Here is a 23,662-nt window from a genome sequence, read left to right as displayed (position 1 = left end):
CGCCCTCGTTGGCGGGGCGGTGTGCCCTGCCGCAGTGGCAGGGTCCATGGACAGTGTGGCCACCGGGCCTTCCGCCACCAATCGCCGATCGTCTCAAAATGATTGGCAAAAAAGATCAGCGGCCGCGATGCTGGGCCTGCCGGTAGGCGCCCGGCGGCAGGCCGGTCCAGCCCTTGAAGGCGCGGTGAAAGGTGCTGGCCTCCGCAAACCCCACGCGGGCCGCGATGTCGGCCAGGGTCAGATCCGGGCGGTTCAGCAATTCGATGGCGGCGTCGCGGCGCAGGTCGTCCTTGAGGGATTGGAAGCCCAGGCCTTCGTCGCGCAGGCGGCGGCGCAGCGTCTGCGGTGTCATGGACAGCGCGGCGCCCACCTGCTCCAGCGAAGGCAGCTCCCCCGCCAGATCGCGGCGCAGCAGGCGGCGGATGCGCTCGCCCAGGCGCGTGCGGTCGCGGTAGCGGATCACCAGGCCCATGGCCGCCTGGTCCAGGAATTCGGCCAGGCTCTCCGGGGTCTGCACCACGGGCAGCTCCAGCCAGCGCGCATCGAACTCCAGCCCCGTGAAGTCGCGGTCACGCTGCAGCGGCGCCAGGAACAGGCGCTGCGCCTCCGTGCCATACGGCATGCTGGCTCCGGCCGGTGCACACACGCCCGTCAACTCAATCCTGCGCGACACCAGCCAGGACATGACGCCATAGCCCAGAAAGCAAAAGGACCGCTCGGCATAGGCCAGCGGCGCATCACGCTCGCGCAGCGACACCATGGCGATGCGGGCCACGCCGTCCACCACCTGCAGCCGGGGAGCGAAGTCCCGCAGCACCAGGCGGTAGAAACGCAGCCCGGCCTGCAATGCCTCGCCCAGCGTGCGGCAGGGCAGCATGGTGCGGCAGGCCTGGGCAAAACTGCCCACGGGCAGCGGATGGCGGCACAGGCCCCACAGCTCGTCGCGGCAAACGCGGCGCAGCACGCGGATCAGCGCCGCGTACTGCGCCTGGGTCACGCGCGACAGCGGCGCATCCAGCAGGGCCGGCGCAATGCCGGCGCGGCGCAGGATGGCTGGCACATCCATGCCATTGCGCTGCACGCCCTGCACGATCTGCAGGACCTGGGCAATGGCAATGGTGTGGGCCGTGGTCTGTGGCATGGGCTTGGTGGAGACGGCGTCAGATGGGCAGGTCAAGGCCTGCCCGCCATTGTCTCCATCAATGGCCCAGATATCGATCCAGGAATCCCAGCACCCGCTGCTCGTAGGGCTTGGGCGCGTAGTCGTACAGGTCCACATGCGCGGCGCCTTCCACCATCCACAGCGCCTTGGGCTCACGCGCCGCATCGAACAGCTCGCGCGTTTCTGCGGGCGTGGTGTGCCGGTCCTGCAGGCCGGCCGCGATCAGCACGGGAGCGCCCAGCGCCTTCACATGGTCGATGGGACGCAGTTGCGCCAGCTCCAGATGCAGGCGCAGCGGCAGCTGCCACGCCAGCAAGGGCGTGACCACGTCCGCCAGCCAGCCGATGTGCGCGCGCACGCGGTTGTCTATGGCCTGCCGTATGTCGGGGAACACGGACTCCAGCACCACCGCATCCGGCCCCGGCTCCACATGGGACAAAAGCAGGGCCGCGCCGCCCAGCGATGTGCCGATCACCGCCACCTTCTCGCCCGGCAGCTGCTGCCGCACATAGGCCATGGCGGCACGCACGCCTGCGCCTTCGACCATGCCGAAGCTGATGCGCTCGCCACTGCTTTCGCCGTGCGCGGGCAGGTCGATCAGGCAGACGGAGTACCCCTGCCGATGGAGCATGCGCGCACGCGCCAGCATGGCCAGCCGGTCTGCGTACACGCCGTGCAGCAGCAGCACGGCACCATGGCCCGGCTGCCCCTTGGCGAACCAGCCCCGGACCTGCCCGCCCTCGTCGGTGGGCAACTGCAGCGTCTGGACCGGCCAGTCCGCGGGCGGCGCGCCGACAGGCTGGTGGTCCGGCTGGCTCAACAGGCTGCCCACCAGCCAGGCCGCCACCATCAGCAGGGCCAGTCCGGACAATCCGGCCATCAGCAAGGCGGCAGGCCATGAAAGATTGCGCAATCGGGAAAGCATGGCGTGGACTGTGCCACGGCCCGGCCCTTGCGCCGTGGCCCGCAGCGAAAAGCAGAGTATTCCTAACGCTGCACCAGGGCCAGCCGCACGGCCATGCCCAGGAAGACCAGCCCGGCCACGCGGTTGAGCCAGTTCTGGGCGCGCACGGAGCGCTGAAGCAGCACGCCGAACCAGCCCGAACAGCAGGCGATGGCGCCGAACACCAGCAGCGCCGCCAGCATGAACACGCAGCCCAGCACCATCACCTGGGTGGCCACGCTGCCGCGCGCGGGGTCAGCGAACTGCGGCAGAAAGGCCAGGAAGAAGATCAGCACCTTGGGATTGGTGAGGTTCATCACCACGCCACGCCCCACCCAGCGCAGCGCCCGTGCGGGGGTCAGCGGGTCGGCTGCGCCGGCCAGCGGCATCTCGCCCGGCCGGGCCACGGCGCGCAGCGCGCCCCAGGCCAGCCAGGCCAGATAGGCCGCGCCGCACAGCTTGATGGCGGTGAACAGCAGGGGCGATGCAGCCACCAGCGCCGCCAGGCCCAACGCAACCGCCGCCGTATGCACCACCAGCCCCAGGCACAGGCCTAGCACCACGCACAGCCCCACGCGCCAGCCGCGCTGGGCCGATTGCATGAGCACGAACAGGTTGTCAGGCCCCGGGCTCAGGCCCAGCAGCACGGCCACGCCAAAAAAGGCAAGCAGGGTTTCAAAGGTCGGCATCGCTTCTCTCTTTTCGATTCATCGCATGTTCCAGCGCGGCTTGGGTCAGGCTTGCGCGGTGACGATCCAGCCTTCCAGCGGATCCAGGTCATGCGGCAGCCCGTAGAGCGCATCGCCCTGCGCATGGCGGGCCACCGCCCAGGCGGCCTGCAGCATGCAGATCACGGCGTCCAGCCGGTCTCCGCTGCCGTCCGCCAGCAACTGGTTGCGGGCTTCTTCGGCGTCGATACGCAGGCGCAGCGCCAGCGGGTTGTCGCCGCGCTCCAGCGCCGCCAGCAATTGCACACGCGCCTGATGGCGTTCGGACGTTTGTCGCGCGGGTTCGTCGCTTTTGTAGCTGCGGCGGCCGATCACGGCACGCGCCAGCATGCCCGGGTAGGCTTCCAGCGCCACGCGGCGCGCATCGCCTTCGCCTGGCCGTTGCAGGCCCGGCAGATGTACGCCAGCCGCGCGCAGCAAGGGCAGCCCGGCATGCAGCATGTAGGCCACGGGCGGATTGACCCACTTCATGGAAGGGCTGGCACCGGCAGGCCCGTCCGTGGCGCGGTGCGCGAACTTGCCGCCTGGGGGCCGCGCCGCGCAAAAGGCCTTGAACTGCTCGCGTATGGCTTGGCGCGTGAGGCCGGCGTAGTGATCCATGCAGGCCGCCCAATCCGTGGGCCAGCCCAGTTGCTCCACCAGTTCGCGCGGCAGGCCAAAAGGCAGGTCGAATCCGCCCACCCAGGCCGACTGCGCCGACTGCGCCACATCGGCGGGCCGGGCCAGCCAGGCGGCCCATGCGTCCAGCGAGGCGAACTCCAGCAGCTCCTGCAGGACCACCGTGTCGCCAGCCAGCAGGTGGCCCAGGGCCATGGTGATGGGCTTGCGCACCGTAGGCCGGCTGCTGAAATCGCAGCCCAGCACCCGCATTGCAGCCATGGCGCTCAGCCCAGGCCCAGCGCCGTCACGCCGACGGCAATGCACACCGCGCCCGCAATGCGCGCCAGGCGGTCGCCTTCGCGCAGCATGTGGCCGCCGATCAGCGCCGCGAACAGCATGGAGACTTCGCGCGCAGGCGCCACGTGCGACATGGGTGCATCCTGCATGGCGTAGAGCACCAGCACATAGGCGATGGGGCTGATCAGCGCCACCAGGGCCGCGAAGCGCCACTGCGTGCGCCACAGGCTGCGCGCAGTGGGCAGGTCGCGCAGCACCACGGGAGCGAGCAGGAACACGCGCACGAAGTTGCCCATGTAGTCGATGAGGATGGGCGACATCAGCAGCATCTTCACGCCGTAGCCGTCCACCACGGTGTAGCTGGCGATGAAGGCGCCCGTCAGCAGCCCGTACCACAGGCCCAGCCGCAGCCGCTCGCGCGCTTCGGGGTCATGGCGTGCGCGCAGCAGGCCGGGGCCGCCCGCGATCAGGAACACGCCAACCACCACGCCGGCAATGCCCAGCACGCCCAGCGAGGAAATCTGCTCCCCCAGGAACACCACCGCCACCATGGACGACAGCAGCGGCCCGGAGCCGCGCGCCAGCGGATAGACCACGGTGAGGTCCGCGCTGCGGTAGCCGCGCAGCAAGGTGACGTAGTAGGCCACGTGCAGCAGGCCGCTGGCCAGCACCACCAGCCATTCGTTGCGCCCCCATGTGGGCACCACATCGCGCCCCACCCACCAGCCCAGCGGTGCCCAGATCACCATCATGATGACCGAGGTGAAGAAGGCGAAGCGCGAGTCGCCGCCCGCCTTCTTGGCCACGATGTTCCAGCCGGCATGGATGAGGCCGGCAATGATGATCAGGGCAAAGGCTTGCAGCGACATGGTCAGGTCCGGGGAAAGCGGGGCTTGGGCTTGGCGCGGGAAAGAAAAAAGGCCGCGCACTGCGCAGCCTGGGGTCTTGTCTGAGGCGTCCGGGGACGCCACCCCGGGGGAGTTACCTGCGGCTGGACACCAGCGAGAGGAACTCGCGGCGCAGTTCAGGATTGGTGAGGAAGGCGCCGCGCATGACGGAGTTCAGCATCTTGCTGTCCATCTCGCGCACGCCGCGCCAGGACATGCAGAAGTGCGAAGCCTCCATCACCACGGCCAGGCCGTCGGGGCGGGTCTTGTCGAGGATCAGGTCGGCCAGCTGGATGATGGCCTCTTCCTGGATCTGGGGGCGGCCCATGATCCAGTCCACCAGCCGCGCGTACTTGGACAGGCCGATGACATTGGTGTTCTTGTTGGGCAGCACGCCGATCCAGATCTTGCCGATCACCGGGCACAGATGGTGGCTGCAGGCGCTGCGCACCGTGATCGGGCCGACGATCATCAGCTCGTTGAGGTGCTCGGCGTTGGGGAACTCGGTGATGGCGGGCTGCGCCACATAGCGGCCGCGGAACACCTCGTTGACATACATCTTGGCCACGCGGCGCGCCGTGGCGCGCGTGTTGTGGTCGTGCGTGGTGTCGATGACCATGCTGTCGAGCACGCCCTGCATCTTGTCCTGGACTTCGTCGAGCAGCAGCTCGAGTTCACCGGGCTCGATGAATTCGGAGATGTTGTCGTTCGCATGAAAGCGCTTTTGCGCCTGCTTCAACCGTTCGCGGATCTTGACCGAGACGGGGGTGCCCTCGGCCTGGCTGTCTTGTTTCATGTCGACGAGTTCTCTGAACATGGCTGGCATGGTAACAGCGAAACCCGCGGCATGGCACGCAAGGGATTTTCCACCCAAACGCAGGTTCTGCCCGCGCTGAAAGCTATCATTTCAATAGCAAAAGAATGGCTTGTGTGACAGAACCCGGGGCTAGAGGCGGAATTCGGCAATCAGCGGCAGATGGTCGGACATGCGCCACCAGATGCGTCCCTTGGGCACATGCAGGCCCAGCGGGGTGAGGCCACGCACGTAGACATGGTCCAGCTGGGCCAGCGGCAGGCGCGAGGGATAGGTGGGCACGCTGGGCAATTCGTCGTATTCGTACAGGCCGAAACCGCCGAGCATGCGCTTGATCTGGCCACCCCAGTCGTTGAAGTCGCCCGCCACCACCACGGGCGCGCCGGGCGGCACCTCGCGCTCGATGAAGCGCTTGAGCTGGGAGACCTGGCGCACGCGGCTGCCGGGGATCAGCCCCAGATGCACCACGATGGTGTGCACGCGCCGGTTCTGCACTTCCACCTCCACATGCAGCAGGCCCCGCTGCTCGAAGCGGTGGTCGGAGATGTCCTCGTGCTGGTGGCCCACCACGGGCCAGCGGGTGAGCAGCGCGTTGCCATGCTCGCCATGGCGCGTGTAGGCATTGGTGCGGTAGACGGCCTCGTATCCCAGGGGAGCCAGATACTCCGCCTGCGACACCTGGGGCCAGCGCTCGAAGTAGGCGGCCTCCTTGTGGTTCATCTTGCGCACTTCCTGCAGGCAGACGATGTCGGCATCGAGCTGCTCCACAGCGTGTCCCAGGTTGTGGATCTCCAGGCGGCGCACGGGACCCATGCCTTGCACGCCCTTGTGGATGTTGTAGGTCGCGACGCGCAGTATGGACGGGCCGGGGTCCACCTCGTGGGAGGATTTCACGTTGTCAGTCATAGGCGGTCAGGAACACAGGGATCGGGATCAGTCCAGCTCCAGTGAAGCGAATCGCGGCAGCATCAGGATGGCTTCCGCATTGGACGGGGAGTAGCAGCGCTCGGCAGCGTCATGCCAATGATGCCAAGCAGATGCGGTATGTTCCCTCGGATTCAAGAACACAGGGGTGTAGGACGGAATCCGCAGGCCGAAAACCCTCTCGCGGTTGTGCCATACACCGGGCGCATAGCGGTGCTGCCAGGCAGGGTAGATGGTGTAGATGTTCTCCAGCGCCCAGTCCTGCAGCAGGCAGCCGGGCGCCTCGGGGTCGATGCCGGTTTCTTCCCGCACCTCGCGCACTGCGGTCTCGCGCCAGGACTCGCCTTCATGGTCCTTGCTGCCCGTCACCGACTGCCAGAACTCCCCGCCCTCAGGCGCCGGTGCCGTGCGGCGCATCAGCAGCACCTGCCCGTCATCGCGGTAGATGACGACCAGCACCGATTCAGGGATCTTGTAGCCTGGCATGGCAGGCATCAGCCCTTGCCCTGGACCGCTTTGGTCGCCACGGGCGGTGGCAACTCCTTGGCCTGCAGCGCGCGTACCTGATGCACGAGCTGGTTGTGCGCATCCAGAAAGGCGGCGGCGATGACCTTGCCCTCGTTGGTATTGCTCCAGCCCGCGCCCGCCGCGCCCAGGCGGCCCAGCACCATGCCGCCCACGCCCAGATCGGTGGTGCGGGCGGCACCCGTGGCAGCGGCCACCTGCTCGGTAGTTTCGTTGTCCGACAGCAGCAGCGCGGTCTGCGCCTCCTTGAACTTGACCTGCTCGACCATGCCGACCAACCCCGCGATGTCCCGCAGCACCGGAATCATGGCAACCACGCCGGCCAGGCCCCGGCCCGCGTCCTGCTCGCTGAAGGTCAGGCTGGGCGTCAGCGTGTATTGCGCCTCATAGCCACGGCCCTTGCGCACCGTGGAGCTCTCGCGCAGCACGCCGGCGTTCTTCAGGTCCTGCTCCTGCACCGTGCCGCGCAGGCCCGCGCCCCGGTCCACCACACGGAAGCAGCCGCTTTGCTGGGCCAGCAGCTTGATCAGCGGCACGGGCGAGGCAGGCAGCTGGTAGCCCGACCCCATGACGTAGCCGTTGGGATTCTCGGCCAGGGCCAGCGTGGCCACGGGCGCGTCGCAGCGCACGAGTTCGCGCGAGCCATTGTTCGCGCCCAGGGGCCCGGCGGAGCCGGTGATCTCCGAGCCGCCCTGCCCCAGCTCGGTCTTCTTTTCTCCGCAGCCGGACAGACCCAGCCCTGCCAGCCCTGCCAGCACAGCCAGCGCCACCGATGCAATGCCTTGAAAACGCATGAAAGCTCTCCGCAAAAAGAAAAACGGCAGAAGCTGTGCCAGCTTCTGCCGTCCGTATCAAGCCGCCAGGCCCGGTCCTCAGCCCTGGGTGGCCGCCAGCGGGTTGCGCAGGCGGATGTGCAGCTCGCGCAGCTGCTTTTCGTCCACGGGCGAAGGTGCCTGCGTCAGCAGGTCCTGGGCACGCTGGGTCTTGGGGAAGGCGATCACGTCACGGATGGAGTCGGCACCCGTCATCAGCGTGATCAGGCGGTCCAGGCCGAAGGCCAGGCCACCGTGCGGGGGCGCGCCGTATTGCAGCGCGTCCAGCAGGTAGCCGAACTTGGCGCGAGCGTCTTCGGGCGAGATCTTGAGCGCGTCAAACACCTTGCTCTGCACGTCGGCGCGGTGGATACGCACCGAGCCGCCGCCCAGCTCCCAGCCGTTCAGGACCATGTCGTAGGCCTTGGCCAGGCAGTTGGCCGGGTCGGTGACCATGAGCTCCTCGTGGCCGTCCTTGGGCGAGGTGAAGGGATGGTGCACGGCCGCCCAGCGGTCGTTTTCCTCGTCGTGCTCGAACATGGGGAAGTCCACCACCCACAGCGGCGCCCAGCGGTTCTCGAACAGGCCGTTGGCCTTGCCGAATTCGCTGTGACCCACCTTCAGGCGCAGCGCGCCGATGGAGTCGTTGACGATCTTTTCCTTGTCGGCGCCGAAGAAGATGAGGTCGCCGTCCTGTGCGCCCGTACGCTTGAGGATCTCGGCAATGGCCGCGTCATGCAGGTTCTTGACGATGGGAGACTGCAGACCATCGCGGCCCTTGGCCACTTCGTTGACCTTGATCCAGGCCAGGCCCTTGGCGCCGTAGATCTTGACGAATTCGGTGTACTGGTCGATCTCGCCGCGCGAGATCTGCGAGCCGCCGGGCACGCGCAGCGCGACCACGCGGCCGCCCTTGGTCGTGGCGGGGGTGGAGAACACCTTGAAGTCCACGTCCTTCATGACTTCGGTCAGTTCGGTGAACTCGAGCTTGACGCGCAGGTCAGGCTTGTCCGAGCCGAAGCGGAAGGCCGCATCCTGGTACGTCATCATCGGGAACTCGCCCAGATCCACGTCCAGCTGGGTCTTGAAGACCTCGGTGATCATGCGCTGGAAGATGGCACGGATTTCCTCTTCGCCCAGGAACGAGGTCTCGCAGTCGATCTGCGTGAACTCGGGCTGGCGGTCGGCGCGCAGGTCTTCGTCGCGGAAGCACTTGGTGATCTGGTAGTAGCGGTCGTAGCCGGCCACCATCAGCATCTGCTTGTACAGCTGGGGCGACTGCGGCAGGGCGAAGAACTCGCCATCGTGCACGCGGCTGGGCACCAGGTAGTCGCGCGCGCCTTCGGGCGTGCTCTTGCCCAGCATGGGCGTTTCGATGTCGATGAAGCCTTCCTTGTCCAGGAAGTTGCGCACCTGGATGGCCGTGCGGTAGCGCAGCATCATGTTGCGCTGCATGTAGGGACGGCGCAGGTCCAGCACGCGGTTGGTCAGGCGCACGGTCTCGGACAGGTTCTCGTCGTCCAGCTGGAACGGGGGCGTGACCGAGGCATTGAGCACGTTCAGCTCGTGGCACAGCACTTCGATCTGGCCGCTCTTGAGCTTGTCGTTGGTCGTGCCTTCGGGACGTGCGCGCACCAGGCCCTTGACCTGCACGCAGAACTCGTTGCGCAGGCCTTCGGCGGTTTTGAACATCTCGGCACGGTCGGGGTCGCAGACCACCTGCACATAGCCTTCGCGGTCGCGCAGGTCGATGAAGATCACGCCGCCATGGTCGCGGCGACGGTTCACCCAGCCGCACAGGGTAACGGTTTCGCCCATCAGGGCTTCGGTCACTAGACCGCAGTAATGGGAGCGCATGGCCATGATGAAAAGCTTCCTGCGCCCGGGATGGGCGCGACAGTTTGTTATTTGGATTCCGCGGGCAGTGTGAGATCCGGAGGAGTCACCACGCCCATCGAAACAATGTACTTGAGCGCGGCATCCACGCTCATTTCCAGCTCGATGCAATCGCTCTTGCGAACGATGACGAAATAGCCGCCCGTCGGGTTCGGCGTTGTCGGCACGAAGACGCTCAGGTATTCGTCACGCAGATAGGCGGCGACCTCTCCGCTGGGCGAGCCGGTGACGAAGGCCACGGTCCAGACGCCTTCGCGCGGCCACTGCACCAGCACGGCAGTGCGAAACGCATTGCCACTGTCCGAGAAGACGGTGTCGGACACCTGCTTGACGCTGGAATAGATGGAGCGCACCACGGGAATGCGGCTGACCACCGCATCGCCCCAGGAGACAAGCTTGCGGCCGATGAAGTTGCTGGCCGCAGCGCCAACCACCAGCAGGATCAGCAGCGTGAGCACCACGCCGAAGCCGGGAATGTGGAAACCCAGCAGCCGGTCCGGATGCCAGGCCTCGGGCAGGATGGCCAGCGTCTGGTCCAGCGTGCCGATGATCCAGTTGAGCACGCCCAGCGTGATCACCAGAGGAACAATCACCAGCAGGCCGGCGAACAGCCATTTGCGCAGAGCGGACATGAGAAATGCAAGCCTTGATTAATGGCCCGTGGAGGGTGCGGGAGCGGATGCGGGGGCCGCAGCAGGCGCAGGCGCAGTTGTCGCAGGTGCGGCAGATGTATCCGAGGCCTGGGTGTCGGCCGCTGGAGCCGGCGTGGCGGCGCTCTTGCTGCCGCTGTTCTTGAAGTCGGTCGCGTACCAGCCCGAGCCCTTGAGCTGGAAGCCGGCAGCCGTCAGCTGCTTGGAAAAGGCCTCGGCACCACAGGCCGGGCAGGTCGTCAGCGGAGCATCCGAGATTTTCCGCAGCACGTCCTTGGCATGACCGCAGGAGCCACACTTGTATGCATAAATAGGCATGGCGCTAATGCTTATACGAGAGAAGATGCAAAACTTTCGATTATAGGCATCCGCCCGATACTGCGGCTGCCTTGCCCCCAAAGGCCCAGGCCAGAGAGCCGCAAGCCGCATGCATCAGTCGGTACCTGATGGCCCGAAATGCAAAATGCCAGTCGCGCGGACTGGCATTCCATCAGGGCGGTGCCGGCAAGCCCCGCTGCCGGGGCGCCTGCCGCGTCCATGTTCAGCGCCGTGCCCGGCGCCGCTGCATCCCCATACCGGCCAGCATGACGGCAAGGCCCATCAGCACCAGGGCAGGCACCCCGGTGGCGGGGACCGGCTCCGGCGTCAATGCGGCAGCAACCACCAACTCCTGGTCACGCGAATTGTTGGCCGGCTCCGGGTCCGTGGTTCCACTGACCGCCGTCACCGTGGCTGTCAGGCTGCCCTGCGTGGTGGGCGTGAAGCTCACCGTGCAGGAAATGCGGGCACCCGAGGCCAGCGGTGTGCCAGTCGGTACCGCAGGCGTGCATGAGGTGCTGGCACCTGCCGGCAGCCCTGCGATGGAGCAATTGGCAAAGGCCGCCGCATTGGGGCCGGCATTCGTGCAGACGAACGATCCCTTCACGGGAACACCCACGTTGGCGGTGGCCGGCAGCGTGACGCTGGTGGCCTGCATATCGGCCCGCTCCACGGGGTTGAAGGGGTGGGCCTTGGTGTTGTTGGCCGGCACCGGATCCACCGTGCTGCTGCTCGCCGTCACCAAGGCCGCGATGGTGCCCGTTGTGGTGGGCGTGAACTGCACTGTGCAGGCAATGCTGCCGCCCGATGCCAATGGCGAGGCCGTGGGCACGCCGGGCGTGCAGGACGTGGTCGCCCCGGCTGGCAGGCCGGAGATCACGCACGAAGCCGCCGTCGCTGCACTGGGGCCGGCATTGGTGCAGCTGAAGCTGCCGGACACCGGTGCCCCCACCGTCATGGACGGCGGAAGATCAACGCTGGCGGCCTGCATGTCGGCCGCTGGCGCAACCGCCAGCACGGCCAGTGTGGCCGGCTGGTTCAGGCCGATCAGACTGAGGTTGGAAGGACCGTTGGTGAAGCTGCCTGTCGCGGTCGGACGCACGTCGAGGCTCACCTCGCAGAAGGCGGCGCCCTGGGCCAGGTCTCCGTTGGACACGGTCACGGTGCTGCCGCCTGCTGCCGCCTGCACGGTCGTGCCGGGGCAGGTGGTGCTGGCATTGCCCTCGACGACCAGTCCTGCAGGCAGGTTGTCGGTAAACGACCAGCCTCGCTTGCGCAGCAGATCGGTCGTATTGGTGATGGTCATGGTCAGCCGGGAGACCTGGCCGAGGTGGATGCTGGCAGGCGAGAAGGCCTTGTCCAGCTGCGGCGTGACATCGATGATCTGCGCGTTGTCGATCGACGAATCGTTGCCCATGGAGCTGGTCTGGTCGTTGTGCAGAACAAACCCGACAGAGGCTCCGCTGAAGAGCAGGGCTCCGGGAGAGGTCACTGTCTGGGCCCTGGCCGTTTGTATGATCCCAATACCGATAGGCATCGTATTGAACGACACACCATCCACGCATGGATCGACAGCATTCATGGAGATGGGCAGTTCCGCATTAGCGTCATTGACAAGAGAAAAACGCAGCAACGGAGCGACGAATCCTGACGAGCAGAAGTTCGCCACCACATCGGCACGGGCCGTGAGGAATCTGCTGCCGGAACTTTGCGGAATATTGGCCTTGGTGCGAAAGGCAATTGCGCCAGCAGGATAGGTTCCATTCGCTGTAAGCATCGCCATGACGTGATTTTTGATCGCATCCGCCGCACTCTGGCCCTGATAGCGCCCTGCGACCTCCGCCATCTGCTGCAGGGCGTTCCAATTGCCTTGGGAACCGCAGGCCGCACTCATCGTCGCCGAAGTTGGATCCTGGTTGAAGGACGTGACTATGCCATTGCACTGGTTGGCGCTCATCCGGTACAGGGGGTCGGCGGTATACATCTGCCCCGCAGGGTCCGCGCCCTGGTAGACCAGCAGATCCCGCCCCTCCGTGGTGATGGGGGGTGTCTGCGGGTTTTCGAAGTCCTCGCTCCAGACAATGACCGGCGCGACCGGGATCCTCGGCGCAGCCATTGCCACCTGGCCGCACAGGGCTGGCACAAGCAAGGCGCCTCCAAGCCAACTCCATCGGAACCGGACGCCGGCAACAGGCCGCAGCTTCAGTTGGCGAGCCCTCGCAATCAGTTTGAGTGTTTTCATGACGGTGCTTCCTCCCAAGCGTTTGCTATTCGGAGGTCCGCCGTACTGTCACGACCTGTGCTTCACACCACCCAAGTCAGCATTCCGGGACCTCCACAATCCCAGCCGCTGACTATATAGTTAATAACTATTGATGATTGTCATCAATTGTTTTTGCAAATTATGGGGCAGCGGCGCCTACCTTTCGGGGCTGAATTCAAGAATGTCTGCGCTGCGATTGGCCAGCCACTGCGGCGCCAGTGATCCGGCCACCATCCCCGTCACTGCCGCCAGCAGGCCCGCCAATTGCTGCGGAAATGCCTCGTGCAAAGCAGGAGTGGCCATGAAGACCACCCACACGCCAATGCCCAGTGCCACGGCGCAAATGGCGCCCTGCGTGGTGGCGCGCTTCCAGTACAGCCCGAAGACCAGCGGCACGAAGGCACCAACCAACGGCACCTGGTAGGCGCTGGAGACCAGCTCATAGATGGGCGTTCCTTCCATCTTGATCGAGTAGGCCAGCACGCAGATGCTGAAGACGAGCACGCTGATGCGCATGGCCAGCAGCATTTCCCGGTCGCTGGCCTGGGTGCGGAACTGGCGCCAGATGTTCTCGGTGAAGGTCACGCTGGGCGCCAGCAACGTGGCGGAGGCACAGGACTTGATGGCCGACAGCAGCGCGCCGAAGAACAGCACCTGCATGACGAAGGGCATCTTGTCCATGACCAGGGTTGGCAGCACCTTTTGCGGGTCCTGCTTGAGCAGTTCCGCAGCCTCCTGCGGCATGATGATCAGCGCGCTGGCCACGAGGAACATGGGTACGAAGGCGAAGCAGATATAGGCCGAGCCACCGATGACGGTGCCGCGCGTGGCGGCCTTCTCGCTGTGGGCCGACATCACGCGCTGGAACACGTCCTGCTGGGGAATGGAGCCCAGCATCATGGTGATGGCCGCGCCAAAGAAGAAGAGAATTTCATGCCAGCTGGGCTCGGGCCAGAACTGGAACAGATCGCGGCTCACGGCCAGGTCGATGACCTTGCCGGCACCGCCAGCCATGTCGCTGGCAAACCAGGCCAGCACCACCAGGCCGACGACCAGGATGATCATCTGCAGGAAGTCCGTCACCGCCACCGACCACATGCCGCCGAACAGCGTATAGGCCAGGATGGACACCACGCCGATGGCCATGCCCACGGGAATGCTGACCGTGCCGCCCGACAGCAGGTTGAACACCAGGCCCAGGGCCGTGACCTGGGCCGAGACCCAGCCCAGGTAGCTGAGCATGATGATCAGCGAGCAGACGATCTCGATGGACCGGCCATAGCGGTGGCGGTAGTAGTCGCTGATGGTCAGCAGCGTCATGCGGTACAGCTTGCCCGCGAAGAACAGGCCCACCAGGATCAGGCACATGCCTGCGCCGAACGGGTCTTCGACCACGCCGCGCAGGCCGCCCTCGATGAACTTGGCGGGCACGCCGAGCACGATCTCCGAGCCGAACCACGTGGCAAACGTGGTGGTGATGATCATGTACATGGGCAGATGGCGCCCGGCAATTGCGAAGTCGGCCGTGTTCTTGACCCGCCTGGCCGCCCACAGGCCGATGGCGATGGTCACGAACAGGTAGGCGATCACCATAGAGAGCAGCACGCTGGCACTCCTGTTTCAAAGTGGGAAAAGGGAGAGGTCCGGAAACCCGTCAGTGTTCTCAGTACCAGCGCAGCCGCACCACCAGTTGCAGCAGGATCAGCGCGATGACAAAGCCGATGCCGGCGCTGACGATGGCCTGCAACAGGCGGTTGGTGAGCTTTTGCTGCTGCAGCAGCTCCTTGAGCAGTTCGTCGTGCTCGCCGGAGTTGCGCGTGAGCCGGCGATGGATCAGGCGCGGCAGCTCGGGAATGAGCTTGGCATAGCGCGGCGCCTCGGCCAGCAGCTCGCGCCACAGCCGTTGCGGGCCCATCTGGTCCAGCATCCATTTTTCGAGGAAGGGCTTGGCCGTGCTCCACAGGTCCAGGTTGGGGTCCAGCTGGCGCCCCAGGCCTTCGATGTTGAGCAGCGTCTTTTGCAGCAGCACCAGCTGCGGCTGGATCTCGACTTGAAAGCGGCGCGAGGTCTGGAACAGGCGCATCAGCACCATGCCCAGCGAAATCTCGGCCAGCGGACGGTCGAAGTACGGCTCGCAGACGGCGCGGATGGCGGCCTCCAGCTCGTCCACGCGCGTGCTCGGCGGCACCCAGCCGCTTTCGATGTGCAGCTCGGCCACGCGCTTGTAGTCACGGCGGAAGAACGCCGTGAAGTTCTGCGCCAGGTATTCCTTGTCGTACTCGGTCAGCGTGCCGACGATGCCGAAGTCCAGCGAGATGTAGCGCCCGAAGGTCTCGGGCTCCAGGCTGACCATGATGTTGCCCGGGTGCATGTCGGCGTGAAAGAAGCCATCGCGAAAGACCTGGGTGAAGAAGATGGTCACGCCGTCGCGTGCCAGCTTGGGGATGTCCACGCCGGCTTCGCGCAGGCGCTCGACCTGGCTGATGGGCACGCCGGTCATGCGCTGCATGACCATCACGTCGTTGCGGCAGAAATCCCAGTACACCTCGGGGATCAGCACCAGGTCCAGCCCTTCCATGTTGCGGCGCAACTGCGCGGCGTTGGAGGCTTCGCGGATCAGGTCCAGCTCGTCGTGCAGGTAGTTGTCGAACTCGGCCACGACCTGGCGGGGCTTGAGGCGCTTGCCGTCGGCCGACAGGCGCTCGACCCAGCGCGCCATCATGTGCATCAGCGCCAGGTCCTTGTCGATCACGGTCTTCATGCCCGGACGCAGCACCTTGACGGCCACGTCGCGCTGCACGCCGTTGCGGTCGCTGATCACGGCAAAGTGCACCTGGGCGATGGAGGCACTGGCCACCGGCTCGCGCTCGAAGCTCACGAAGATCTGGTCCAGCTTCTTGCGGAAGGCGCGCTCGATGGTGTCCACCGCAATCTGCGAATCGAAGGGCGGCACGCGGTCCTGCAACCGGGCCAGCTCCTCGGCCACGTCGGGCGGCATCAGGTCGCTGCGCGTGGACAGCACCTGGCCGAACTTCACGAAGATGGGTCCCAGCTCTTCCAGGGCCTCGCGCAGGCGCTGGCCGCGCGGCTTGTCCAGCCGCCGGCCCAGCGTGAGCACCGCGCGTGCGCGGCGCATCCAGGGATGCTCGAAGCTCGACAGCACCAGTTCGTCGAGTCCGTAGCGGAACACCACCCAGAGGATGGTCAGCCCGCGAAGAAACCGGCTCATGGCTTGTCGTTCTCGAAACCGGGCAGGGATACCACGGGGGAACCAACGGGCGCGCTGGCGGGCGCTGCCGCACGTGCGGCCTCGGGGGCGGGGGCATCGGCATCGGGCTTGCCGGCCATGCGGGCGCCCACGAACTGGCGCAGCGCCTGGGCGGCGCTGCGCGCGACCTTGGCCACGGTGTGCGCGGGCGCATCGCCGATGATGCGGGCCAGGTCTTCCTCCACGTCCCATTCGACGTGGTCCACCAGCCAGTTGATGTCGGCGGCCAGTTGCACGTCGCCCTCGATGCGGATGGAAGGCTTGTCGCCGCGCAGGGCCACCTGGGCCAGGGCCAGCGGGGAGGTCTCGGTGACTTCAAGCAGCAGGTCGGGCTGCGCGCCTTCGGGAGCCACGTTGAACAGGCCGGCGGGCGTGATCTGCAGGGCCATGGAGTAGCCGCGCCACTGCACGCGCGCCACGCGGCCCTTTTGCCGCACGAGGCGCTCCATCGCCTCTTTCTCCTGCATCAGCACATGGTTGAGGAACAGCACGAGGCGCTGATGCACCTCGCTGACCAGCCATTGCGGCGGTTGCGGACCGGCCATCACGCGTTCCATGAGACCGTTCAGAAAAGAAAAAGGGGACTGTGTTGCCATAGTCCCCGATTATTCCCGAAGTGAGAGGATGCGGCCGACGCAAATCCGGTCGAGACAAGTGGCCAGCCCATGGCGTGCCCCCCCTGTCGCATCCCTGGCTTGCGCCGGTCCTCTGCAAATTACTTACTGCAGTGCCTGGACGCCGGCGACCAGCCAGCCGCTGCTGCCGCTCTTGGGCTTGGTCATGTTCCAGACCTCGCGGAAGGGCGTGGGGCCTGCCGAGGCGTCCTCGCGGATCATTCCCGAGAATTCCACGCTGGCCATGTAGTCATTGCCCAGATCCTCGATGCCCAGCAACTGGGCATCGATCATGACCACGTCGGTCTGGTTGGGCTGGCCAGGGCGCTGCACCTCGCGCTCGCTGAGCTGGCCACGGATCTCGGTCAGCATCTCGTCGGTCATCATGGCGCGCAGCGAAGCGATGTCCGAGCGGTCCCATGCCGATTGCAGGGTGACGAAGTTGCGCTTGGCAGCCGTCAGGAAGCCTTCGGTATCGAAGCCTTCAGGCACACCCCAGTTCTGCGAGCCTGCCAGGGCAGAGCCGATCTGCACGCCGGAACCCGAGGCCAGGGCGGCCGGCTGGTGGTTCTGCTCCCAGGGACGGGCCGAGGCGTCGTTGCCGACCTTCTCGGGGTTGTACTGGCGTGCCAGCGGTGCGCTGTCCACGTTGCCACCCATGTTGCCCGCGCCCGCAGGGGCCGCGTTCTGGAAGGCAAAGGGACTGGACGATGCCTGCTGCGCGCCAGCCGCTGCACGGCGCGAACGCATGACCATACCCACCACGACCATGATGACCAGAGCCAGCAGGGCGATCAGCAGGAACTGGCCGAAGGCGGCGCCCAGACCCAGCGAGTGGGCCAGCCATGCCAGACCCAGGCCGGCGGCCAGGCCGCCGAGCATGGCGCCCCAGGGCTTCTTGGCCGGAGCGGCCGCAGGCGGCGTGGCAGGCTTGCCCGCAGCGTTTTGTGTGGCGGCGTTCTGCGGCGGCGTGTTCTGCGCCGGCGCGCGCGTAGCTTCACGCTGCGTCACATTGCTCGACTGCTTGCCCACCGATCCGCCACCGCCCATGCGCTTGGCGTCGGCCGTGCCGTGGACCACCACCAGCATCGCGACCAAGACCATAGACCATAGCTTTTTCATGTCATCTCCTCGAATAATCGTGTTGCCGTCACCTCACCGAACGCCTCACGCGCTCAGCACTTGATTCCCACATGCAGGGCCGCAATGCCGCCCGTCATGTTGTGATAGTCCACATGGCCGAAGCCGCATTCCTGCATCAGGCGCTTGAGTTCCTCCTGGCCGGGGTGCATGCGGATGGACTCGGCCAGATAACGGTAGCTGGCGTCATCGCCCGCCACGAGCTTGCCCATGGCCGGAAGAATCTTGAAGGAGTACCAGTCGTAGGCTTTCTCCAGGGGCTTGGCCACCTTGGAGAACTCCAGCACCAGCAGCTTGCCGCCGGGGCGCAGGACACGGTTCATTTCCTTGAGCGCCGCATCCTTGTGGGTCATGTTGCGCAGGCCGAAGGCCACGCTGACCAGATCGAAATGGTTGTCGGGAAACGGCAGGGCCTCGGCATCGCAGACCATGGTGGGCAGGATGACGCCCTTGTCGATCAGGCGGTCGCGGCCCACGCGCAGCATGGCTTCGTTGATGTCGGTGTGCACCACCTGGCCGGTGGAGCCGACCTTCTTGGCGAAGGCCAGGGCCAGATCGCCCGTGCCACCCGCGATGTCCAGCGCCTTGTCGCCTTCCTTGAGGTTGGCCACCATCACCGTATAGGCCTTCCAGGCACGGTGCAGACCACCCGACATCAGGTCGTTCATGACGTCGTAGCGCGAAGCGACCGAGTCGAACACGCCGCGCACGCGGCTGGCCTTCTCGCGCTCGTCCACCGACTGGAATCCGAAATGTGTGGTGCTCATAACAACGATGCTAAGCAAGCAGTAGTAATGCGTACAGCGACAACCCCGTGTGGCCACGGGCTTTGCCGGGCAAGGGTTATCAAGAAAAAACAGCTTGAAACGCCTTCAAACAAAGACTTTCAAGCTATTTTAAATATAGCACCACCCCCAATAACCCTGTGCCATACAGAGGTCCGGAATGTGGTGCGAGGGGAACGGCGCCATACAGCGCGCACCCGTGTGCGGCGTCAGTGGCTGCCGCAGCCGTGTCCGCCGCCGCTGGCCTTGCCGGGCATGGGCGTGTCGCGGTCCATGCCGGACTCCTGCAGCCGGTCCAGGTACTGCGCCCAGAACTCGTCCTGGCGGCGGCCCAGTTCGTAGAGGTATTCCCAGGTGTACAGGCCGCTTTCATGCCCGTCGCTGAAGAAGGGCTTGATGGCGTAGTTGCCCACGGGCTCGATGGCCGTGATGGACACCTCGCGCTTGCCCGTCTGCAGCACTTCCTGGCCCGGGCCGTGGCCCTGGACTTCGGCCGAGGGCGAGTACACGCGCAGCAGCTCGAAGGGGATGCGAAAGCTTGCGCCGTCGGAGTAGGCGACTTCCAGCACACGCGATGCGCCGTGCACGGTCAGGGCTTCGGGGGTTGGGGTGTCAGGGGTCAGGCCGGCCATGCGGTGCTCCTCATTCAGTGGCGGGGTGCTGCTGCCAGGCATCGAGTGCCTGGACCAGCGCCGTGTCTATGGCTGGCAAGCGCGCTGCCACCTCGGCCTCGCGCTCGCCATTGCGCGGGCGCTGGGCCGGGGCCCAGACCGCGCCCGGGAAATGGCTGTCCCAGTCAAAGCGCGCAATCACATGCCAGTGCAGGTGCGGCACCATGTTGCCCAGTGCCGCCAGGTTGATCTTGGCCGGCGCAAGGCGCTCACGCAAGACGCGCTCGACCACGACCACGGCATCCATGCAGTGCTGGCGGTCGGCGGCGTCCAGGTCGGAGAACTCGGCCGCATGCGCATTCCAGACCACGCGGTAGAAGGCTGGAAAGCCTTCTTCCTGCGCGCGGATCACTCGCAGGCGCCGGCCGCGCCAGACGGGCACGCCGCCTTCTGTGGCGCACAGGGGGCAGGAAGCGGGAGCAGCCATCAGACCAGCACCCGTTCGATGCCGCCGGCGTTGGCGCGCTGAACATATTCGGCCATCCAGTTCTCGCCCAGGATCTGGCGCGCCATCTCGACCACGATGTAGTCGGCTTCCAGCAGGCCGTTGTTCATATCGCCACCGTAGCGCGACAGGCCCTGCAGGCAGCTGGGGCAGCTGGTGAGGATCTTCACGTTGTCCTTCTCGGCCAGGGCGCCGCTGGCGCGCAGCGCGGCCTCGCCCTTCTTGAGTTCCTCTTCCTTGCGGAAGCGGATCTGCGTGGAGATGTCGGGGCGCGTGACGCCCAGCGTGCCCGATTCGCCGCAGCAGCGCTCACTCTTGACCACGCCCTCACCCACCAGCGCCTTGACGGTCTTCATCGGGTCCTGCAGCTTCATGGGCGAGTGGCAGGGGTCGTGGTAGAGGTAGCCCTCCTTGCCCTGCAGCGTCACGCCCTTTTCCAGCAGGTATTCGTGGATGTCGATGATGCGGCTGCCCGGGAAGATCTTGCCGAACTCGTAGCCCTGCAACTGGTCGTAGCAGGTGCCGCAGCTGACCACCACGGTCTTGATGTCCAGGTAGTTGAGCGTGGTGGCGACGCGGTGGAAGAGCACGCGGTTGTCCGTGATCATCTTCTCGGCCTTGTCGAACTGGCCGCTGCCGCGCTGGGGATAGCCGCAGCACAGGTAGCCCGGTGGCAGCACGGTCTGCACGCCGGCATGCCAGAGCATGGCCTGGGTGGCCAGGCCCACCTGGCTGAACAGGCGCTCGGAGCCGCAGCCGGGGAAGTAGAACACCGCCTCGGTGTCCGCGCTCGTGGTCTGCGGGCTGCGGATGATGGGCACGTAGTCCTTGTCCTCGATGTCCAGCAGGGCCCGCGCCGTCTTGTTGGGCAGGCCGCCCGGCAGCTTCTTGTTGACGAAGTGGATCACCTGCTCCTTGAGCGGCGCGCGCCCCACCGAGGCGGGCGGACGCTGGGTCTGCTTCTTGGCCAGGCTGTGCAGCACGTCGGAGGCCAGGCGCTGGGCCTTGAAGCCCACGCCGACCATGGCCGAGCGCATGAACTTGATGGTGTCCGGATTGGTGGCGTTGAGCATGGCCATGGCCAGCTTGTTGCCGGGCCTGAAGCTCTTCTTGTCCATCTTGCGCAGCAGGTTGCGCATGTTCATGGTCACGTCGCCGAAGTCGATCTTGACCGGGCAGGGATTGAAGCACTTGTGGCAGACCGTGCAGTGGTCCGACACGTCCTCGAACTCCTGCCAGTGGCGCAGCGACACGCCGCGGCGCGTCTGCTCCTCGTAGAGGAAGGCCTCGACCAGCAGCGAGGTCGCCAGGATCTTGTTGCGCGGGCTGTACAGCAGGTTGGCGCGCGGCACGTGGGTGGCGCACACGGGCTTGCACTTGCCGCAGCGCAGGCAGTCCTTGACCGAGTCGGCGATGGCGCCGATGTCGCTCTGCTGCATGATCAGCGACTCGTGCCCCATCAGGCCGAAGCTGGGCGTGTAGGCGTTGGTCAGGTCGGCGAACATCAGCGATTCGCGCGGCGAGCGGCCGTCATGGCTCTGGCCCACCACGGCCTGCAGCTTCTCGTTGCGGATCAGCTTGCCCTTGTTGAAGCGGCCTTCGGGGTCCACGCGCTGCTTGTAGGCGGCAAAGGGCGCCAGCTCGTCGTCGCTGAGGAATTCCAGCTTGGTGATGCCGATGCCGTGCTCGCCCGAGATCACGCCGTCCAGATGGCGTGCCAGCACCATGATGCGTGCCACGGCCTCATGGGCGGTCTGCAGCATCTCGTAGTCGTCGCTGTTGACCGGAATGTTGGTGTGCACGTTGCCGTCGCCAGCGTGCATGTGCAGCGCCACCCAGACACGGCCCTTGAGCACGCGCTGGTGGATGGCGTTGACTTCGGCCAGCAGCGGCTGGAAGGCCGCGCCCGCGAAGATCTGGGCCATGGGCGCCTTCAGCTGGGTCTTCCAGCTGGCGCGCAGCGTATGGTCCTGCAGCTGCGGGAAAAGGTTCTCGACATCGTCCAGCCAGCCCTGCCACAGCGTGCGCACGTCGGCCACCAGGGCCAGGGCCTGCTGCACGCGGTCCTCCAGCAGCTCGGCCGAGGGGATGTCGCCCGCATCGTCCTGCTTGCCCAACGGCAGGTCGCCGTGCTGGAAGAAGTCCGTCAGCGCGTCGCACAGCTTGAGCTTGTTGCGCAGCGACAGTTCGATGTTGATGCGCTCGATGCCGTCCGTGTACTCCCACATGCGGGGCAGCGGGATCACCACGTCTTCATTGATCTTGAAGGCGTTGGTGTGGCGCGAGATGGCGGCCGTGCGCTTGCGGTCCAGCCAGAATTTCTTGCGCGCCTCGGCGCTGACGGCCGTGAAGCCTTCGCCGTTGCGCGAGTTGGCAATGCGCACCACCTCGGCGGCCACGCGGGCCACATCGTCGGCGTTGTCGCCGGCAATGTCGCCCAGCAGCACCATCTTGGGCAGATGGCCGTTGCCCTTCTTGCTCTTGGTGGCGTAGCCCACGGCTTTCAGGTAGCGGTCGTCCAGGTGTTCCAGGCCGGCCAGCAGCACGCCCGAGCGCTTTTGCTCGGCGAACATGAAGTCCTTGATCTCGACAATGCTGGGCACGGCGTCCTTGGCGTTGCCGAAGAACTCCATGCAGACCGTGCGCGTGTGCTCGGGCATGCGGTGCACCACCCAGCGCGCGCTGGTGATCAGGCCGTCGCAGCCTTCCTTCTGGATGCCGGGCAGGCCCGACAGGAACTTGTCGGTCACGTCCTTGCCCAGGCCTTCCTTGCGGAATTTCTGGCCGGGAATGTCCAGCCGCTCGCTGCGGATGGGGGTCTTGCCGTCTGCCTCGAAGTACTGCAGCTCGAAGCTGGCCATCTCGGCGTCATGGATCTTGCCGAGGTTGTGGCCCACGCGCGTGACTTCCAGCCACTGCGCATCGGGCGTGACCATGCGCCAGGACACCAGGTTGTCCAGCGCCGTGCCCCAGAGCACGGCCTTCTTGCCGCCCGCATTCATGGCGACATTGCCGCCGATGCACGAGGCCTCGGCCGATGTGGGGTCCACGGCGAAGACGAAGCCCGCGCGCTCGGCCGCATCGGCCACGCGCTGCGTGACCACGCCGGCTTCGGTGAAGATGGTGGGCACCTCGTGGTCCACGCCGGGAATGCGGCGCATCTCCACCTCGGTCATGGCTTCGAGCTTTTCGGTGTTGATCACCACGCTGCGCCAGGTCAGCGGGATCGCACCGCCCGTGTAGCCGGTGCCGCCGCCGCGCGGAATGATGGTCAGGCGCAGCTCGATGCAGGCACGCACCAGGGCGGCCATCTCGGCTTCGGTATCAGGCGTGAGCACCACGAAGGGGTATTCGACGCGCCAGTCGGTGGCATCCGTCACATGGGCCACGCGCGACAGGCCGTCGAACTTGATGTTGTCCTTGGCCGTGTGGCGGCCCAGGCTCTTTTGTACCCGGCGGCGCAGTTGCTCGGCCTCGACGAAGGTGGCGTTGAACTCATGCACGGCGCGGCGCGCTGCATCCACCAGTTGGCCCACCAGCGCATCGCGCACGGGGTCCTGCTGCGGAGCACGGCGCTTGTCGATCTCGCCCAGGCGGTGCTCCAGGGCCTCCACCAGCGACTTGCGGCGGTCGGGACTGTGCAGCAGGTCGTCCTGCAGGTAGGGATTGCGCTGAACGACCCAGATGTCCCCCAGCACCTCGTAGAGCATGCGGGCGGAGCGGCCCGTGCGCCGCTCCTGGCGCAGCTGGTTGAGCACATCCCACATGGACGTGCCCAGCAGGCGGATCACGATCTCGCGATCGGAAAACGAGGTGTAGTTGTAGGGAATCTCTCGCAGACGTGCAGGTTCGGCAGCCTGTGCCTGCAGGGCTGCCAACGCAATCGGTACATTCATGGGGTAGACCGTGTCTGGCGCTCT

21 protein-coding genes are annotated in these 23,662 nt (G+C 66.0%); all 21 read right to left on the bottom strand.

Translation table 11 applies throughout. The features are described from left to right. Positions 1–115 precede the first annotated feature (115 nt). Positions 116–1,141, bottom strand: a complete 1,026-nt coding sequence (locus INR38_RS02380) for an AraC family transcriptional regulator (protein ID WP_012207242.1) — start codon at positions 1,139–1,141, stop codon at positions 116–118. A 58-nt stretch (positions 1,142–1,199) separates the two neighbouring features. After that, positions 1,200–2,087: an alpha/beta fold hydrolase gene (locus INR38_RS02375; protein ID WP_242698931.1), complete on the bottom strand. Its 888-nt coding sequence runs from the start codon at positions 2,085–2,087 to the stop codon at positions 1,200–1,202. Between the two features lie 62 nt (positions 2,088–2,149). Beyond that, complete coding sequence (locus tag INR38_RS02370; RefSeq protein WP_012207244.1) at positions 2,150–2,794, bottom strand: LysE family translocator; 645 nt, start codon at positions 2,792–2,794, stop codon at positions 2,150–2,152. Positions 2,795–2,839: 45 nt separating this feature from the next. After that, positions 2,840–3,703 carry a DUF429 domain-containing protein gene (locus INR38_RS02365; RefSeq protein ID WP_207442158.1) on the bottom strand — a complete coding sequence of 288 codons (864 nt, stop codon included), beginning with the start codon at positions 3,701–3,703 and terminating at the stop codon, positions 2,840–2,842. Positions 3,704–3,717: 14 nt separating this feature from the next. After that, positions 3,718–4,599 carry an EamA family transporter gene (locus INR38_RS02360; RefSeq protein ID WP_013800847.1) on the bottom strand — a complete coding sequence of 294 codons (882 nt, stop codon included), beginning with the start codon at positions 4,597–4,599 and terminating at the stop codon, positions 3,718–3,720. A gap of 112 nt (positions 4,600–4,711) precedes the next feature. Continuing rightward, a complete protein-coding gene (folE, locus tag INR38_RS02355) occupies positions 4,712–5,434 on the bottom strand; it encodes a GTP cyclohydrolase I (protein WP_013800846.1) in 723 nt (240 codons plus the stop codon). 129 nt (positions 5,435–5,563) lie between these two features. Next, entirely contained in the window at positions 5,564–6,337 is a 774-nt protein-coding gene (locus INR38_RS02350; protein ID WP_012207248.1) for an endonuclease/exonuclease/phosphatase family protein, read from the bottom strand. A gap of 27 nt (positions 6,338–6,364) precedes the next feature. Beyond that, positions 6,365–6,850: a dihydroneopterin triphosphate diphosphatase gene (nudB, locus tag INR38_RS02345; protein ID WP_012207249.1), complete on the bottom strand. Its 486-nt coding sequence runs from the start codon at positions 6,848–6,850 to the stop codon at positions 6,365–6,367. Further along, positions 6,850–7,674, bottom strand: coding sequence for a CsgG/HfaB family protein (locus INR38_RS02340; RefSeq protein ID WP_207442144.1), 825 nt, complete (start codon positions 7,672–7,674; stop codon positions 6,850–6,852). Before INR38_RS02340 ends, nudB begins: the two co-directional genes overlap by 1 nt. 78 nt (positions 7,675–7,752) lie before the next feature. Beyond that, entirely contained in the window at positions 7,753–9,555 is a 1,803-nt protein-coding gene (gene aspS, locus INR38_RS02335; protein WP_043824963.1) for an aspartate--tRNA ligase, read from the bottom strand. A 41-nt stretch (positions 9,556–9,596) separates the two neighbouring features. Next, on the bottom strand, positions 9,597–10,220 hold the full coding sequence (locus tag INR38_RS02330; protein ID WP_012207252.1) for a DUF502 domain-containing protein: 624 nt from the start codon (positions 10,218–10,220) through the stop codon (positions 9,597–9,599). An 18-nt stretch (positions 10,221–10,238) separates the two neighbouring features. Continuing rightward, on the bottom strand, positions 10,239–10,556 hold the full coding sequence (locus INR38_RS02325; RefSeq protein WP_012207253.1) for an FmdB family zinc ribbon protein: 318 nt from the start codon (positions 10,554–10,556) through the stop codon (positions 10,239–10,241). A gap of 223 nt (positions 10,557–10,779) precedes the next feature. Next, the gene (locus INR38_RS02320) at positions 10,780–12,798 is read right to left on the bottom strand and encodes a DUF11 domain-containing protein (protein ID WP_207442145.1); all 2,019 of its coding nucleotides are present in this window, start codon (positions 12,796–12,798) and stop codon (positions 10,780–10,782) included. Between the two features lie 177 nt (positions 12,799–12,975). Beyond that, entirely contained in the window at positions 12,976–14,424 is a 1,449-nt protein-coding gene (locus tag INR38_RS02315; protein ID WP_013800841.1) for a sodium:solute symporter family protein, read from the bottom strand. Between the two features lie 58 nt (positions 14,425–14,482). Continuing rightward, on the bottom strand, positions 14,483–16,048 hold the full coding sequence (gene ubiB, locus INR38_RS02310; RefSeq protein ID WP_013800840.1) for a ubiquinone biosynthesis regulatory protein kinase UbiB: 1,566 nt from the start codon (positions 16,046–16,048) through the stop codon (positions 14,483–14,485). Next, a complete protein-coding gene (locus INR38_RS02305) occupies positions 16,045–16,683 on the bottom strand; it encodes a hypothetical protein (RefSeq protein ID WP_065345757.1) in 639 nt (212 codons plus the stop codon). The genes ubiB and INR38_RS02305 overlap by 4 nt, the downstream gene beginning before the upstream one ends. 123 nt (positions 16,684–16,806) lie before the next feature. Beyond that, positions 16,807–17,823, bottom strand: coding sequence for a Tim44-like domain-containing protein (locus INR38_RS02300; RefSeq protein ID WP_012207258.1), 1,017 nt, complete (start codon positions 17,821–17,823; stop codon positions 16,807–16,809). A 53-nt stretch (positions 17,824–17,876) separates the two neighbouring features. Continuing rightward, a complete protein-coding gene (gene ubiE / locus INR38_RS02295) occupies positions 17,877–18,608 on the bottom strand; it encodes a bifunctional demethylmenaquinone methyltransferase/2-methoxy-6-polyprenyl-1,4-benzoquinol methylase UbiE (RefSeq protein WP_088163872.1) in 732 nt (243 codons plus the stop codon). A gap of 227 nt (positions 18,609–18,835) precedes the next feature. Continuing rightward, positions 18,836–19,258, bottom strand: a complete 423-nt coding sequence (locus INR38_RS02290; protein WP_013800837.1) for a DUF971 domain-containing protein — start codon at positions 19,256–19,258, stop codon at positions 18,836–18,838. 10 nt (positions 19,259–19,268) lie between these two features. Next, complete coding sequence (locus INR38_RS02285) at positions 19,269–19,724, bottom strand: HIT family protein (RefSeq protein WP_207442146.1); 456 nt, start codon at positions 19,722–19,724, stop codon at positions 19,269–19,271. Further along, entirely contained in the window at positions 19,724–23,638 is a 3,915-nt protein-coding gene (locus tag INR38_RS02280; RefSeq protein ID WP_141835063.1) for an FAD/FMN-binding oxidoreductase, read from the bottom strand. Before INR38_RS02280 ends, INR38_RS02285 begins: the two co-directional genes overlap by 1 nt. Positions 23,639–23,662 lie beyond the last annotated feature (24 nt).

The organism is Delftia sp. SD018 (assembly GCF_017355445.1).
GTDB classification, from domain to species: Bacteria; Pseudomonadota; Gammaproteobacteria; order Burkholderiales; family Burkholderiaceae_C; genus Comamonas; species Comamonas acidovorans.
This window is presented reverse-complemented; position numbering and strand designations above follow the sequence as displayed.